At 64.2% G+C, this 15,170-nt stretch carries 14 protein-coding genes; 9 read left to right on the forward strand and 5 right to left on the reverse strand.

The window, feature by feature from the left end:
* Positions 1 to 126: 126 nt before the first annotated feature.
* The 6 genes from ACS3YM_RS02670 to ACS3YM_RS02695 all read left to right on the forward strand — a co-directional run bounded on the left by ACS3YM_RS02670 (position 127) and on the right by ACS3YM_RS02695 (position 4,612).
* A complete protein-coding gene (locus ACS3YM_RS02670; RefSeq protein WP_439938521.1) occupies positions 127 to 579 on the forward strand; it encodes a DUF6326 family protein in 453 nt (150 codons plus the stop codon).
* A gap of 9 nt (positions 580 to 588) precedes the next feature.
* On the forward strand, positions 589 to 1,734 hold the full coding sequence (locus ACS3YM_RS02675) for a histidine kinase (RefSeq protein WP_439938523.1): 1,146 nt from the start codon (positions 589 to 591) through the stop codon (positions 1,732 to 1,734).
* Positions 1,731 to 2,387 (forward strand): response regulator, encoded by a 657-nt coding sequence (locus ACS3YM_RS02680; RefSeq protein ID WP_439938525.1) that lies wholly within the window; start codon positions 1,731 to 1,733, stop codon positions 2,385 to 2,387. The genes ACS3YM_RS02675 and ACS3YM_RS02680 overlap by 4 nt, the downstream gene beginning before the upstream one ends.
* A gap of 77 nt (positions 2,388 to 2,464) precedes the next feature.
* Positions 2,465 to 3,166, forward strand: a complete 702-nt coding sequence (gene pyrF / locus ACS3YM_RS02685) for an orotidine-5'-phosphate decarboxylase (RefSeq protein ID WP_439938527.1) — start codon at positions 2,465 to 2,467, stop codon at positions 3,164 to 3,166.
* Between the two features lie 171 nt (positions 3,167 to 3,337).
* A complete protein-coding gene (locus tag ACS3YM_RS02690) occupies positions 3,338 to 3,928 on the forward strand; it encodes a hypothetical protein (protein WP_439938529.1) in 591 nt (196 codons plus the stop codon).
* 96 nt (positions 3,929 to 4,024) lie between these two features.
* The gene (locus ACS3YM_RS02695) at positions 4,025 to 4,612 is read left to right on the forward strand and encodes a GIY-YIG nuclease family protein (RefSeq protein WP_439938531.1); all 588 of its coding nucleotides are present in this window, start codon (positions 4,025 to 4,027) and stop codon (positions 4,610 to 4,612) included.
* Between the two features lie 67 nt (positions 4,613 to 4,679).
* On the opposite strand, the gene ACS3YM_RS02700 is transcribed toward ACS3YM_RS02695, so the two are convergent.
* The gene (locus tag ACS3YM_RS02700; RefSeq protein ID WP_439938532.1) at positions 4,680 to 4,982 is read right to left on the reverse strand and encodes a hypothetical protein; all 303 of its coding nucleotides are present in this window, start codon (positions 4,980 to 4,982) and stop codon (positions 4,680 to 4,682) included.
* A 440-nt stretch (positions 4,983 to 5,422) separates the two neighbouring features.
* Here ACS3YM_RS02700 and ACS3YM_RS02705 point away from each other — a divergent pair, with 440 nt between their 5' ends.
* Positions 5,423 to 6,754: an NYN domain-containing protein gene (locus ACS3YM_RS02705; protein WP_439938533.1), complete on the forward strand. Its 1,332-nt coding sequence runs from the start codon at positions 5,423 to 5,425 to the stop codon at positions 6,752 to 6,754.
* Between the two features lie 31 nt (positions 6,755 to 6,785).
* Here the strand turns inward: ACS3YM_RS02705 and ACS3YM_RS02710 are convergent, their stop codons facing one another.
* The 4 genes from ACS3YM_RS02710 to ACS3YM_RS02725 all read right to left on the reverse strand — a co-directional run bounded on the left by ACS3YM_RS02710 (position 6,786) and on the right by ACS3YM_RS02725 (position 11,424).
* The gene (locus tag ACS3YM_RS02710; protein WP_439938534.1) at positions 6,786 to 7,049 is read right to left on the reverse strand and encodes a hypothetical protein; all 264 of its coding nucleotides are present in this window, start codon (positions 7,047 to 7,049) and stop codon (positions 6,786 to 6,788) included.
* Positions 7,050 to 7,602: 553 nt separating this feature from the next.
* Entirely contained in the window at positions 7,603 to 8,505 is a 903-nt protein-coding gene (locus tag ACS3YM_RS02715) for a DUF6602 domain-containing protein (protein ID WP_439938535.1), read from the reverse strand.
* Positions 8,506 to 8,735: 230 nt separating this feature from the next.
* On the reverse strand, positions 8,736 to 9,764 hold the full coding sequence (locus ACS3YM_RS02720) for a DUF3800 domain-containing protein (protein WP_439938536.1): 1,029 nt from the start codon (positions 9,762 to 9,764) through the stop codon (positions 8,736 to 8,738).
* Between the two features lie 1,036 nt (positions 9,765 to 10,800).
* Positions 10,801 to 11,424 (reverse strand): HNH endonuclease, encoded by a 624-nt coding sequence (locus ACS3YM_RS02725; RefSeq protein WP_439938537.1) that lies wholly within the window; start codon positions 11,422 to 11,424, stop codon positions 10,801 to 10,803.
* A 274-nt stretch (positions 11,425 to 11,698) separates the two neighbouring features.
* On the opposite strand from ACS3YM_RS02725, the gene ACS3YM_RS02730 reads away from it, so the two are divergent.
* Complete coding sequence (locus tag ACS3YM_RS02730) at positions 11,699 to 13,303, forward strand: ATP-dependent nuclease (protein ID WP_439938538.1); 1,605 nt, start codon at positions 11,699 to 11,701, stop codon at positions 13,301 to 13,303.
* On the forward strand, positions 13,300 to 14,955 hold the full coding sequence (locus ACS3YM_RS02735; RefSeq protein WP_439938540.1) for a UvrD-helicase domain-containing protein: 1,656 nt from the start codon (positions 13,300 to 13,302) through the stop codon (positions 14,953 to 14,955). Before ACS3YM_RS02730 ends, ACS3YM_RS02735 begins: the two co-directional genes overlap by 4 nt.
* Positions 14,956 to 15,170 lie beyond the last annotated feature (215 nt).

The raw sequence follows: 15,170 nt of genomic DNA on the forward strand, positions 1-15,170 counted from the left end.
CGGACCAGCCGATTGACGGGACATGACTCGTACCAGAGGCCAGGAAGCTCGAGCCGGCAGACCGATGGCGCCGAGCCGCCCTTCGACCATCGTGGCATCGACAACCCCGATGGGAAGGAAGACACCTTGAGCACCACGACCACGACCACGACCACGACTGCCCTGCACGACCCACCCGTACCGGTCAGGGTGAGGCTCGCCGCAGCCTGGGCCAGCTTCATGTTCTTCTACATCTACGTCGACTACCTCCACCTCTACAAGCCAGGCGCCTTGGAGGAGATCCTGTCCGGCGTCGTCTTCGAGTTCGACATCAGCCAGACCTTCGCCTTCACCTCGCTCGCGCTGGTGGGGATCCCGGCCCTCATGATCGTGCTGTCCACGGCGCTGCCGGCCCGGGCGAACCGCACACTCAACCTCGTCGTGGCCTCGCTCTACGTCCCGGTGTCGGTGTTCAACCTGGCCGGCGAGTCCTGGCTGTGGTTCTACGGCCTCGGCGTCGTGGTCGAGGTGGCCCTGCTCGCCCACATCCTCCGCTCCGCGTGGTCGTGGCCGCGTACGACAAGCGCCACCGCTCTCTAGGCTGCAACGGTGCTCGCCCCCTTCGTCCGCTCGGTCCTCGCCGAGCCCCGTGCCCCGCACCCGCCGGCGCGGACGTGGTGGGACTGGGCACTGGTCGGCGCCTTGCTGGTCGCGGCCGCGGGCGAGGCGGTGTTCCGCTCCGACGTGCCGGCGCGGCCCCTGGCCACCGTGGTCGCGCTCCTGGTGATCCCGGCCCTGCTCTGGCGGCGTACGCACCCACTCCTCGCGACCGCGGTCGGCTTCGGCGGCGCGATGGTGCTGCTCGTGCCGACGATGGTCAGCGACGTCGGCGACGTGGGGCTCGTCGCCATGCTCGCCGTCCTGGTGCTGCCCTACTCCCTCTACCGCTGGGCCTCCGGACCCGAGGCGCTGGTCGGTACGGCAATCGTCGCCGTACCGGCCGGCGTCGGTCTGGCGATCAGCGGCGACCTCGGGGACGTGGTCGGTGGCACCACCGTGCTGGTCGCGTCGTTCGCGCTCGGGGCCGCGATGCGCTACCGCGCGGTCGCGCACCAGCGCGAGGTGGAGCAGGTCCGCACGCTCGAGCGCGGTGAGCTCGCCCGCGAGCTGCACGACACCGTCGCGCACCACGTGTCGGCCATCGCGATCCAGGCCCAGGCGGGGCGGGCGGTGGCAGCCACCGACCCGGCTGCCGCGGTCGAGACGCTGGCAGTGATCGAGGCCGAGGCGTCGCGGACCTTGCACGAGATGCGCACGATGGTCCGGGTGCTCCGGGACGGCGAAACGGCCGACGCTGAGCCGGTCAGCTATGGGCCGCAGCGAGGCATCGGCGACCTGGACGAGCTGACCCGGATGAGCCCCGTGGTGCAGGTGCACCGCGGCGGCGACCTCGCCGGCCTGCCGCAGCCGGTGGAGGTGGCGGTCTACCGGATCTGTCAGGAGTCGGTGACCAACGCGATCCGGCATGCGCTGAACGCCACGGCCGTCACCGTCGAGGTCACCGGCGACGTCGAGGTCGTACGGTTGCGTGTGCACGACGACGGAGAAGCAGCCCGCCCCGCGACCACTGTGGGCTACGGCCTGCTCGGCATGGCGGAACGAGCCAAGCTGCTCGGCGGCGCCTGCCACGCCGGGCCGGACCCGACCGGCGGCTGGACCGTCGAGGCGACCCTCCCGCGTGAGGTTTCGCGATGACCATCCGCGTGGTGGTCGCCGATGACCAGCTCCTGGTGCGCACCGGGCTCACCATGATCCTCAACGCGCAGCCCGGGATCGAGGTCGTCGGCGAGGCGACGGACGGGCACGAGGCGGTGGCCGTGGCCCGCGAGCTGCGTCCCGACGTCTGCCTCTTCGACATCCGGATGCCCGGCATCGACGGGGTCGAGGCCACCCGCCAGCTCGCCGGCCCGGGCGTCGAGGACCCGCTGGCCGTCGTCGTCATCACGACCTTCGACCTCGACGAGTACGTCCATGGCGCCCTCAAGGCCGGCGCCCGCGGCTTCCTCCTCAAGGACGCCGGGCCGGAGCTGCTGGTCCAGGCGATCCACGCAGCCGCGAACGGCGACGCGCTCATCTCACCCGACATCACCCGTCGCCTGCTCACCACCCTGGCGGGCCTGGAGCCGGCCTCCCCGCCGCCCCAGCCGATCGAGCCGCTCACCGAACGTGAGGAAGGAGTGCTGCTCGCCGTCGCCCGCGGCCGCACCAACTCCGAGATCGCCGACGAGCTGCACATCAGCCTCAGCACGGTGAAGACCCACATCGGCGCGCTGATGAACAAGCTCGGCGCCCGCAACCGCGTCGAGGTCGCGATGTGGGCGTACGAGACCCGGCGCGTCGGGGGATAGGGCCGGCTGGCATCTCATCTCATCCGCACGGTTCGCATGCGCGTCTTCGCTGGTAGCCCGCCGATAGTCTGCTTCTCGTGACCTCTGGCGGCCAGATGATCGTGGCGCTCGACTTCGACCGCAGTGAGCCCGCTCTGGACGTCGTGGGGCAGCTGGGTGACCTGGCGGACACCTACAAGGTGGGGCTGGAGCTGCTGACGGCTGCCGGGCCCGCGGTGGTCAGCACTCTGGTCGAGGCCGGGAAGAAGGTGTTCCTGGACTTGAAGCTCTACGAGATCCCGCACTCAGTGGCTTCTGCGGTACGGGTGTGTGGTGACCTCGGCGTCTCGATGGTGACAGTCCATGGCGGCGCCGGGTCGGCCGTACTGAGCGCTGCGGTCGACGCAGCACGTGCGACGCCCCAGTTGAAGGTCCTTGCGTTGACGGTGATCACCTCGCTCGACGACGCCGGCCTGGTGGAGGTGGGAGTGCCCGATGGGGTGCAGGCACAGGTCACACGGTTGGCAGGTCTGGCGACCGATGCCGGATGTCATGGGTTGGTGACCTCTCCACGCGAGGTGCGCGCCATGCGGGCGCTGACACCGCCGCACTCCCTGATCGTGGTGCCCGGCGCCACGGTGCCCGGGGACGTCCAGACGCGTGATCACGTCCGCACGGGCACGGTCGGCGGGGCAATTGCCGATGGAGCCAGTCACGTCATCGTGGGCCGCGGAGTGACCCGGGCCGAAGATCCATCCGCAGCTGTGGAGGCAGCACTTCACGCAATCGGCCGCACGTGAGCGCGTACCTGTGTCGGGTGAAGCAACTACGACCGCGCTCGGGTGTGCCTGCGCCTCGGCCGATCCTGATCTCCCGACGGGCGGCGTTACGCTCTATCGCGGCGGCGTTAACTGCCGCCTAGATCTCCCAACTAGGCCGTGCGACTCGCGCTGGTCTGCTTCGATCGGCCAATGACATTTGACCCGCCGCGGGCGCCCCAGCTCACCGGCGCCGAGCCGTTCGACGGCGTGGACGCCGCAGTCATCGACTTCTGGAGGTTCGCGATGAACGACCTCCGCACGAACAATGTCCGTGGCTACCTCGCCGAGTTCCTAGTTGCCTGCGCTATCGGCTCATCAGCGGCGCGGATTGAGTGGGCTCCATGGGACGTGACGGGCCGAGACGGCACCAGGGTCGAGGTCAAGTCGTCTGGCTACCTGCAGGCGTGGGGACAGAGGAAGCTCAGCATTCCGAGGGTTCAGGTCGCTGCTGCCTATGGATGGGATGAAGTCCAGGGAGCGTGGTCGACGACGCAGGGGTTCAACGCGGACGCCTACGTATTCTGCCTTCACACCGCCGTGACTCACGACGATTACGACCCGCTCGACGTCTCCCAGTGGCAGTTCTACGTCGCTGGGAGACGAGCCAATGAGACGCAAGCCGGCGCTTCCATGGGTCTAACTACGCTCTCGCGAGTTGCGGGATGGCCACTGCCATTCTCTGACCTTGGTGACGCGATCGAGTCTGCAGGCGAGCCGAGTCGACTCGCGCGGTCGGCGTAGGTTTCGCCGAGGTGTGCGGCTCGCCAGCGGCGGAATGGAGCAACCCATCTGAGCGGTACGCCCGCCGAGAGGCATCTTGCTGGGCAGGATTGGGCCATGGTCTTCCAGTCGCTCGTGTCCGACGCCCTTAAGGCACTAGCTGGCGAGCGACACGCTCGAGTCGACGCAGTTGAACTCGCACCACGTAAGGCCGGCTTGTACGCCTTCTATGGTGACGCGGTTGCCTGGAGGCAGTTGGACATGGCGCCAGCGTTCGAAGACCAACCGCTGTACATCGGCAAGGCGGAGAAGAGCCTTAACGGACGAGACGTCGGCACGCACTTCGCCACGGGAAAGACCGGTTCATCGACGGTCCGTCGCAGTCTCGCCGCGCTTCTCGTCGACGACCTGCGTCTTGTGGCCGTGCCACGCAACCTGGCAAAGCCTGATGGCAGTGCGAACTTCGCCCTCGATGGTGCCAGCGATCAGCGCTTGAGCCACTGGATGGACGCGCGGCTTACGCTCGCAACCTGGGTCAAACCTCAAGGCGCGGAACTGAACGAGATCGAGACTCTCGTCCTGCGCCAGCTGCAGCCGCCCCTCAATGTGGACAAGGTCGGTCAGCCGCGCGAGCGGCTCAGGGTCGCAAGGAAGCGCATGGCCGAAACAGCACGTGCATGGCAGGTAGCGCCTGATCCGGAGTGAGGCGGGCAACCCCGCTCGCGGCGGAGTGCCGCACACGTGGACAGCGCGATGAACCGACGGCGCGCGCCTACCGCCTAGACGACTTCGCCACTGTTTGAATCATGGCTACGATCCCAGCCCTGACGCCAAGCAGCGCAAAGACTGAAATCCACACGCCGACGTCCGCGAGGGTTATTGCGCCGAAGGCTCCGATCAGCGCTGCGAAGGCTGGAACAGTCATCAGGAAGTTCCACCAACGCCGAAACGTGAACCGCCAGAGTCGAGCGACCGCATCGCTGAACAAACCCCACGACGCGACGAAGAGTCGCTTCGGAAGGTTGATTAGCGCCCGGGTCAGTGATGACCTTGGCCCAGCCAGCGTCGTTGTCACGGGTGGATCGTAGGCGGACATACACCACTACGATCCGCTCTTGTTCAAAGTCGTTTGGCCTACCCGGCATACGGGTGGCGGGACCCCTCGGTTGGTTAGTGGCTGCCGGCGCCCTGGGACGACCGAGCTAGGGCCGGAGGAGGGTCGCCCAACCCGGCGAAAGTTGTGCGCGGACATGCGGCGGAATGGGGCACCTCGGATCTTGGGCACCGGTTCGATGTCGGCTGCGGCCCCTTCTCCGGACCCTGACTTAGCGACGTCTCGGCACCGAAGCTCCCCAGGCGAACCGGTGGCCTCGTTGGGGACCGGCATCGGCGGCTACCTGAACTGCAGTCTGAGCCGACACGTGCACTTGACGAGGTGGTGGCACGGCCCGATGCTCTTCGCACAGGTCGTCGTCCGGGGGATGGGGACATCACCATACGGCCGGGGGACTAGCAATGTCTGAGCATCTACATCGCGATGAATCTGCCTCGAGATCCGCGCTCTTCGTAGATTTCGACAACATGTACCTGGGCCTGCGCAAGCTGGACGAGAATGCTGCGGAGGCTTTCGCCAGCAGACCCTCGCTGTGGTTGCAGTGGCTCGAAGCCGGACTGGACGCAGGAGGGAAGACGAGGCGCCGCTTCCTAGTCAAGAACGTATACCTCAATCCTGTGACCTTCGGGTCGTACCGGGCTGTGTACACCCGCAATGGCTTCAGGTCCATCGACTGCCCCCCGTTGACCGGGCAAGGCAAGAACAGTGCAGACATCTACATGGTGCTCGATATCGTCGATGCGCTTCAAAGCGGGTTTCGATATGACGAGTTCGTAATCGCGTCTACCGACGCCGACTTCACCCCGATTCTTCATCGCCTTCGTGGACAGGACCGGCGAACTACCCTCCTGACGGCAGGGCTGAGTGCGGCTGCGTACAGGGCGGTCTGTGACTCTTTTGTATCGCCAGAGGTCTTGGCAGACGTCGCCTTGGGCCAGTTCGATGACGTCGAGGCAGTCGTCGACGAGGAGCCTGTGCCGTCGATCATGATGCCGCCTTCATCCGCGGCTCGGCAGGTGGCCACGGAACCGAAGCCATCTCGGACTGAGGAGGACATGGCAGAAGTCCGTGCTGCTGTGCGTGCTGCAGTGGCAACCGCGGACAGTCCCCTGGTCTCTGCGGCAGCAGCACACGCTGCGTTGAAGGTTCGTCCGAACCTGAAGCAGACGGACTGGTGGGGGGCAGGCTCATTTAGAGCGTTCCTCGCACTGTACTTGGAAGACCTGGCCTACGAGGGAAACCCAAGCCCTGGCTACGTTTACGATCCGAGGCGTCACTCGCGCGCCGACCTTCCCGGCCCTGAGCGTCCTGAGCTGGGAACGTTCGTGCAGCAGGTGTGCATGATCACGGGTGCACCAGCGATGACGTCTGAGCGCTACGCGTCTCTATTCTCGGCCTTGGCCGACGATCTCGCCGCTGCACCATATGAGCGGAACGAGACCCCAAAGAGAGTGCGCGACCGCACCGATGTGAGCGGAGTCTCTGTTGCTCGTGGGGCGGTGAGCTTCGTGGCGCAGGGGCTCATCTTTTCGGGTCAGAAGTTGGATTCCGATCCATCAGCCAGGGAGTTGGCGGGCAGCTACCTGGCATACGTCAAGAACCTTTGTGCCAATGCCCGCATGACCCTGAGCACCGCCGACGAAGAAGCCCTGGAGGCGTGGATCCTTGGCTCGATACCCTCGGACAAGATCGAGCGAGCCCCGGTAGCTACGGATGCGGACGCAGTTCTCTAGCGGCGGAATGCAGCGGGCGGTGTTTCCCCGTTCAGGCTGGGGAAAGCTCTGCGGTGTCCCGGAAGTTGGCCCCGCGAGATGTCAGCTCAAGCGGACCCATCGTGTACGGGTCGCAACTGAAGGGAGGGACAGGCTCCCTCACGACGGGGCCGATCTCGCGGACCAGCGACTCGCGAGCCAGCCAGTGCATCACCTCGCCCGACTCGTGCTCATCCATGTCGATCGCGTCCGCAACGTCGTTGCAGTTGGGTGACGCGCTCATCGCGAGCTGAGCGGTCAACTCGCGCAGGAACAAGCGCCCTCGCTCAGGCACCCAGGGATCTGGCATCTGTTCGTCCTAGTGTCTTGGGGTTCCCAACCAGCGCTCACGCTCGCTTGTCTTGCAGTCCCGGTTCGCAGCGAGTCAGCAGGTGAGCACGACGGCCCCGGCGCGCAGGTGATCAGACCACCCGCGTTGGGTCACCTCATTAACGCGGCGGGACAGACGATCCCCCACAAGAAGGGCCGAGCAGTTGACACACACGGGAGAAGTCCCGCCCCCTGATCCACCCCCAGCCGCGGGCGTGCATCGAAGCGCCTCAGGGACTCCGCGGTTTACGCGAACGCAGAATTCCAGTTCCTGCCGCCGCACGTTGCAGCGCAGTCTCACCAGCACATGATCGGGTTGCATCTCAGATCCTCCCTCTGGGGCAGCCTTGAATCCGACCCTAGGGACGGGCACCGACAGTCCTGCGCGATCGCGGCGCAATGACGCCCATTACGGTCGGCCCGCACAGCTCGCTCCACTCAGCCGACTACACAGTGGTCGTGCCGCCGCGTCGTCATCACTCACCGAGGTCGGAGCGGAGTCACACTGGCGCAGTGTGGCCCTTCGTCGCGGCAGATAGGGGTGGGCGCGACTCACACGCGATCGGGATTGCGTCGAACTTGGACAGCGCGCGGCCCGCAAGGCTGGGCCAGCCTCGTCCCTTCACCCGAGGTTCACGCCGGTGGTATCTCTTCGACAACCCGGCAATCAGTTCGACGGCGAGTGCGTATCGCCACCGGTCTCCAGGCCCTCCCCACGTCACCGGGACCTTCTTCCGTTTGTCGCCGTTCACGCCCGATCCTTCTTTGGCTAGCGCGGCGGCATGGAGAAGGTACCCATCGAGCGCGATAACGGACTCCACGATCTCACAGGCAGCGATCCTTTCGGGCCTCTCGCTTAGTTCTGTGAACACCTTCACGTAAGTCTCGTTGATTGACTTGACGAACTTCTTGTAACTCTTCTTGGGATCCATCTGATATCCGACTAGGGCGAGGTATGGGCCAGGCGTATCCGCCCTGCCACATAAGCGACCGATCGCAGAAAGTTCTCTCAGTTCGTGCGCGAGCTTCTTTTGTCGCAGCGTGTGCTTGACCGAGATCGCACCGAGGACGGCTTCGGGCATGACCACAACGGCGTCTCCGTAGCGGAGGATCGGCGCGGCGACGGTGGGATCGTGAATGAGAATGTCGATTTGGTAGGACCGCATTCCGCTGGCCGTGTCCAAAATGAAGCCGGTGGCGACCTCGAGGCTGGACGGCAGGTTGCGCCGCAGAAACTCGGCAATCAACGATTCAGTCCAGCGACCTTCTTCGCCTGCGTGACCGGATTGCGTGTTGTCGCTGTTCGGGAACAACTTCCTGAAAACGTCAGCGGTGTTTAGCAGCGACTGCACCGAAGCGTCATACGCAGCTATCAGCCCTGCTTCGTCAGCCTGGTGCGCCATGGCACTCCCCCTTCACCGTGGCTTCTTTGCCCGCGGACGGTAGTGAACCATTGCTGCGAATGGCTGACCACAGTATCGACGGTTCGCCGTCGCTGTCGAAGTGCCTTGAGCGCTCCCGACGACGCGGCGTCGGCCTACAACGACTCCCGGGCCGGCATTCGGCATCTGGCATCCATCGACTGGGCAGACGCTTGTCGGGCGGGCCTAGACGACCCCGCTGCCGAACCGTCCTACCGGGCGAGTGGTTGGCCAGTGAGCACCTTCCAGCTCGGCTCGTGGGCCCAGACCGAAAGACGGCCAACAAACTGCGGCATGTCGACACAGCCGATGGACTTCGTCTCGTTGAGCAAGGGTTCGGCGTAGGCTCGACCGACTCCGGCAACGAGATCGGCGACCTGAATCCGAGGGTCGGTCCGAGAGTCCTTCAGTTCGATGTCAAGATGAGTGATCCTCGATCGGCGCGTCGCGAACTCTGGGAGCGGGTTGACGATGTAGTGCTTCATGGTTTCTAGCCGCAGCGGCGTCAGCGCCGCTTGCTCGTCGTGGAGCAGATGCAGCCGGCGGGAGCCACGATCGGCCCACTCGAACGCAGTGGCAGTAACAGCCGCGAAGAGCGGATCCATGGTTGGGGGCGCGGAGGGGTCAGGGGTCTGCAATTGCGACTGGAAGTCGCTGGCGTGCAGACGCGCGTTGTGAACCATCTGCATGACTTCGGCAACGCGTTTCCGCCTGGACGATAGGCGCAGTGCGTCTACCAGAATAAAGAATTCCTCGACAGTCGCCTTGGCGCCCTTGCGCTGGTTCAACCTCGTCAGGCTGACAAAGGCTTCCATGAGCCCAGCCCACGCGTCAGCGTCGTAGGCGCGTGGTCCGTCGATAAACAGGTTCCGTGCCAAGTCTCTGGCCCGGAGATTTAGGTGGAGATGAACCCCGTTCTCGTATGCGAGCTCCTCTACCAGTAGGTCAATGACCTTGGAGACGACGAAGTACTGCTTATCGAATAGGACCATCATCGCCCTGCCTTTCAGGCGTCCGTCTGACCCGAAGAGCTCTCTGAGCAGTGGCTCATTCTTCACGATCGCTGAAGACTTGATCTCCACCGACTTCGATTGAAGTCTGCCGCGAATCTCTGCCATCAGATTGGTCGCCTCGTCCAACGTCAGATCAACGCTGCCATGGCAGAACACCCGATGCCTGGCTTCGGCTACGTTTTCGCCCTCCGATCCAGACTCATCGCAGGAGATGATCACGGTGTCCACATGGGTCATAGTGCACTGCACGCACGAACTTCGGGAGCACTTCACACGCCGGTCAGGCGCCGCGTACTCAGATCGGTCGACCGACGCCGTCGTCCCACTGCGGGAGTTACGGGTTCTGCCAGATCCGGATGCATCCGACAGGCGGCGGGGTGGGGTAGACCAAATAGGTGACACCTATGCGTGCAGCAGACCGGGTGGATGCCTCGAACGCACGCGGGTCGCCCATCGTGGCGTTGTTGAGATCAGACCCCGTTGTCCGCGCAGCCCCTGCACCGCCGACGGCCGCCGGCCGTCGCCTCACGGATCACCTTTACGCTCGTCGAGTCTTCGTGCCAACTCGCCTCACGGTGGGGCACAGTAGGTCGGTATGGAACACCGTGCTGGTCGAGAACACGTCGACCTGGTCTTGGCCGAGCAGGGGCATGCCGTCAACGCCACGCCCTCACGGTTCGACCTCGAGCAACGGTCCGAGCGCAGCAATCGCCTCACGCTTCGCAGGCGGCATCTTGCCCCGGGCAACCGGGCGCGAGAGTATGACCCGCACCAGTCGAACGGTGCCGCTTTCTGGGCTTCCGCGGCTTGCGTGGCTGGCGAGGTTCGCGTCCGCTCATCACGACCCCAACGACTCAGTCGACGTCGGGCTGCGGCTGAGGCGGACCACTAGGCGGCCAATGCAGGTCGCCGATCTCACCCCACAGTTGTCGCAGTGACGGAATGCTGGGCACCCGACGGCCAGAGGCCCCGTCCCACGAGGCAGCCGCTAGGAACCTCCGGACCTTCACGAAGCCTCCTCCCAGCTCTTGTGGCCAGACAGGTGGGCGTCGATGATCTGGGCGCTTCTGAGCCTGGACCGACGTCATGGCTGCCGGTCTTCTTCGTCACCGGGCAGCACCCTGCGGCAATGCCTCCCATGGTCGTCAAAATCGCGCATGAGTGAAATTCTCGACCTGCCCACCTGCCCACCTGTCGCCCCCACAGCGGTGGAGGTGTTCACACGCAGCCCCCGATCAACGGGTGACGTCGCTTATGCGCCGACTCACAAGACGACACTCGTCAAGCCCGGCAGGTTGCAGTGCACACAGAATGCGCTCTCGTTCAGTAGCACCATCGGTTCGCGCACGTGCCACCAATCAAGTTCTTGACCCCCTACTCGCATGCGCCAGTACGCCTTTTCAATCCGGCACAAGGGCTCACCACCCGGCTTGCTCCTGCCCCGATGTTGAGGGCAGATCACCAGCCCGGACGTGTAGTACTCCCAACTGGGACCGTCTACGGAGTAGCAGCGGTGACACCACCAGGTGACGGCTCTTTGAGGGCCGACATGGTCAATGAAGTTGCTGCGGTCTTCGTTGTGCGGTGCGCAGAGCAGCCGCAGGTTGTCGCTTGTATCGCGTCCACCGGCAGACCACGGCATCACATGATCCAGATGCACGTCCTCCTCGAGATGGTGATCCCGGTCTGGACACATCGCGCAGCGGCCGTGGTCGCGGTACCAGATGGCCAGCCGCAAGTGTCGGGGGATCGGCTGCCGCTCACCGCTGCGGACTACCTCATGACGCTGAGCGGTGCGCGAGAAGCCCTCCTCGAGGATCTCGCCCAATGACCTAAAGCCATCAATGTGCGGCACCGGTGCTGGCGGTCTGCTGGGTGTGAATTCCACAGCCGCACCTTAGAGGTGATCACCGACATTGTTCGGAGAGCTACCAGTCCACCACCACGTCACACACCGAGACTTCCCATCAAACTGCCCAAGCGCCGCTGCCACACCGGTTAGCTACTCGTATCAAGCCGCTGAGCGGCCATCAGAGCCTCGCAGGTTCCAGTTTCCGACTACCTCCGCCACCACGAAATGTGATGATTCGAGCCAAAAAGTCAAAGCGTGCGCCGGTCTGCTTGGCGCTCAGGGGGAGTGAGATGCAGTGCGCCTATCGAAGGTGAAGATCGTTAATCACAGCCGGATCCAGGACCTCAACCTCGAGGTACGGCGGCACGCCGTCATCGTCGGGGCGAATGACGTAGGCAAGTCCTCGATGCTACGCATGCTGAATCTGCTCCTGGGGATGAGCACTTCAGGTCTCTATCAGTCCTTGAAGCCGGCCGACCTTCGCGATCCTGCTAAACCCCTCGTAGTCGATGCCTTGTGGTCGGACTTCGAGGAGCCCAACCGTCGGCCTTTCCCGTCGGAAATCAGCATCGCCCCGGATGGGACCACGGAGTACTTATGGGTTCAACTCGTTGTTGAGCAAGACCCCGAGGACGACGAGATGGTGACCGTCCGTAGATGGTTCCCCGAGAGTGGCCACGAACGAGCCCCAACCCGCGACCAACTGGAAGCCTTCGGCTGGCGCTACCTGAAAGCCACGCGCGGAACATCCATGATGGAGGGTGCTCACAGCCCTGTCAGGACGCTCCTCGCGGCCGCCGATCTTGGTAAGAACGAGGAGGGCCTTAAGACACTTCTTCAGCAGTTCAATGACGAACTCGCTGGCAACGAGTCGGTGGGTGAACTGCTTAAGCGCGTGGCCAGTCATCTAAGCCGCGCGATGCCCCGTACTGTCGCCAAGGATGACTTTGCAGTCAGGAGCGTGACTGACCCGACAAGCGATGTGCTTCAAGACGTAACCATTTTCCTCAATCGCGGAAACGACCAGGTCTCGTTGGCGGAGCAGTCAGACGGCGTCCGCCAGCTTATGTCCATGACGCTCTTCGACCTCGCCGAAGGAGCGGCGAACGTACTCGCAATCGACGAGCCAGAGATCCACCTGCATCCGACCAGCCAGCGCACCGCGGCAGATCTGTTGAGCGGCGATGGCAACCAGAAGATCATCGCCACTCACTCGCCGTACCTTCTGCATCGGTTCGAGCCGGCGGAGGTCATAGCCGTCGATCGACACGGCGTATGCCGCCAGGTCGGACAGACGAAGCTGTCCAAGGTGGAGAAGGTGCGTGCCCACTGGTGGTCGCCACGGCTCTTGGAGGCGCTCACCGCTAGATTCGTGGTTCTAGTCGAAGGGGCCGCCGACCGCGTGATCGTCGAGGCTGTAGCCGAGAAGCTCGGCCACGACCTTGACCGGATCGGGGCTGTCGTCGTCGAGTTGGACGGCGCTGACAAGTTCCGAAACGTGTTCCCCCTTCTCGGTCCAGACGGCTTCGGACCGACTCTGCTCGGGCTAGTGGATAAGAACGAGAGCTCATCGTGGGTCAATGCGTTCGGCGGTAAGCCCACGACCGTCGTCGACAAGAAGGTCTTCATCTCTGACGGTGACCTGGAGGATGAGTACACGAAGGCGCTCGGCGGTCCTGCGGCCGCGAGTGCCCTCATTGACGGAGGCTTCTGCCGCGAACAGGGGATCCTCCAAGCGGTTGGGGTCAGCGAAATCAGCGAGATCAGCCCCAGCGCCGTTGCAAAGTTCTGCAGGGACAGGGGCAAGGTCGACGCGGCGACCGCCATATCTGAAGCATTGACACCGGGCACCGCAGAGCAGATCGGCAGTGTGGCGCGCCTGCTTTCGGCGTTGGACGATCTGAGCAAACCGTGACCGGCTTCGCTCTGAGTGACGAGCAGCGATTCGCCGCGACCTCCGCAGAGGACCACTTGCTGTTGATCGCTCCGCCAGGATGCGGCAAGACGGAGGTCCTCGCACACCGTGCCGCCCATCAGATCGAACTGCTGGAAAAGAACCAACGAGTGCTGGCACTGACCTTCACCAAGCGGGCGCGCTCGAACCTCGAAGAGCGGCTCCGGGCGGTGGTGGGTCACGCGCGGTCGCGCCGCCAGATCGTTGTCCGCAATCTCCACGGTTTCGCGACGCAGGTCGTACTCGCCCACGGCAGAACTGTCGGTCTGGACATGACGAGCCTGGAGTTGCCCAAAACCAACACGATGCGAAAGGCCATGGAGGCTGCGGGCGGCAGCGGTCCTGCGCTCTACGAGGCAGAACGCATCTTGAGCGAGATCAAACGGAGTCCTCTTTCGGACGATGAAGTTCTTGAACAGCTTCAACGCCTAAGTATGGGACCGCACGTTGAGCTGGCCGCGCGGGTTGAGCGGTCGCGACAGGAGGCGAATCAACTGTTCTACGAAGATGTCCTGCGTCATGGCCAGCGCCTTCTGCGCGTACCTGCCGTGGCACGGCTCTATCGTTCGCACTTTGGTGCCGTGTTGGTCGACGAGTTCCAGGACCTCTCGATGCAGCAGCTGGATCTTGCCTTGCTCAGCTGCCAAAGCCGGCGCACCTTTGCGGGCGACCCACTCCAGGGCATCTACTCCTGGGCAGGCGCCTCGCCTCGTGAGGTCGAGGCAGAGATCCGGAAGACATGCGGCAATGCCCTCAGACTGCGCGAGTCCTATCGGTCGTCACCCAAGGTCCTAGAGGCCGTCAACTCGATTAGTGAACAGGTCGACCCAGGGTCGAGCCTGCGCTCAGCGCAACCAGAGGCCTGGGCTGAAGGCGGTTGCTCTGCTGCCATCGTCTTCCAGGACCGAGTGGCGGAGGCTCAGTGGCTCAAGCGAATCGCCGGAGCGATCCTGAGACATAACCCCGACGCGTCTGTCGGAGTCATCGCCCGAGCCGCGTGGCGCAGGGAAGACATCGACGAGGCACTCATCGGAGAGACGGGGTTTCCTGTGCGCCGATGGGATCTCGCGATCGACGATCCCGGAATCATCGCGCTCATCCAGGCGGCCGTCGCAACGCTCCCGCGGGGAGCCAGCGTGGCAGCCGCCAAAGAAGCTGTGCTCGACTCGCTAGACCCAGCGGACATTGACGCGCATGAGCTAGTTTTTGATGCTTTCAGTGCCCTCGAGAACAGCGGCGCTGCCACTGCCCGGAGCGCGGTGCAGTCAATCCGCGTAACGGATCCAAAGCAGGTGATCGGACCCGGCGTTCACCTCTTGAATGCGCACACAGGCAAAGGTCAGCAGTTCGACTGGGTCTTCGTCGTGGGGCTGGAGGAAGGGCACCTGCCGACTAAGAGGAACAGCCAAGGCGAGGCCCTGGCCGAAGAGCAGCGCGTTCTGCTGGTCATGGTCTCGAGGGCACGCCATGGCTTGCTGGTGACCAGGGCGCACATGCTGGATGGGCAATACGGACCGTACGAGGCTCGGGTGAGCCGCTGGTGGCCCGAAATCCGAACCGAGCACTCCCAACCTGAGGAGATCGAGAGTCATCTCGTGAGGAGTGGCACCTAGGCGAGGGCACCGATATTCAGTTGCATCGATCACCAGCCCCCACTGCCTTCTACCTCAGATCGCTCGGTGGTCCGCGAGCGAGTCCGCCCCAATCGCGCGTTCGCTCCTGAATCAGCAGCCTTCAATTGATGTCGACGGGCGTCATTCTGGGCGAATCGGGCGCCCTTCACAGCCCCGATCGCCATACCCATCCCGCCGCGGGTGGGTCCTGCTTG

The organism is Nocardioides sp. N13(2025) (assembly GCF_051912545.1).
In the GTDB taxonomy this organism is placed as follows: Bacteria; Actinomycetota; Actinomycetes; order Propionibacteriales; family Nocardioidaceae; genus Nocardioides.

What these genes read in the sequence shown, in the direction of transcription:
- ACS3YM_RS02680 (WP_439938525.1), top strand. Translation starts at nt 1,731, where the DNA reads ATGACCATCCGCGTGGTGGTCGCCGATGACCAGCTCCTGGTGCGCACC.
- ACS3YM_RS02690 (WP_439938529.1), top strand. Translation starts at nt 3,338, where the DNA reads ATGACATTTGACCCGCCGCGGGCGCCCCAGCTCACCGGCGCCGAGCCG.
- ACS3YM_RS02695 (WP_439938531.1), top strand. Translation starts at nt 4,025, where the DNA reads ATGGTCTTCCAGTCGCTCGTGTCCGACGCCCTTAAGGCACTAGCTGGC.
- ACS3YM_RS02705 (WP_439938533.1), top strand. Translation starts at nt 5,423, where the DNA reads ATGTCTGAGCATCTACATCGCGATGAATCTGCCTCGAGATCCGCGCTC.
- ACS3YM_RS02715 (WP_439938535.1), bottom strand. Translation starts at nt 8,505, where the DNA reads ATGGCGCACCAGGCTGACGAAGCAGGGCTGATAGCTGCGTATGACGCT.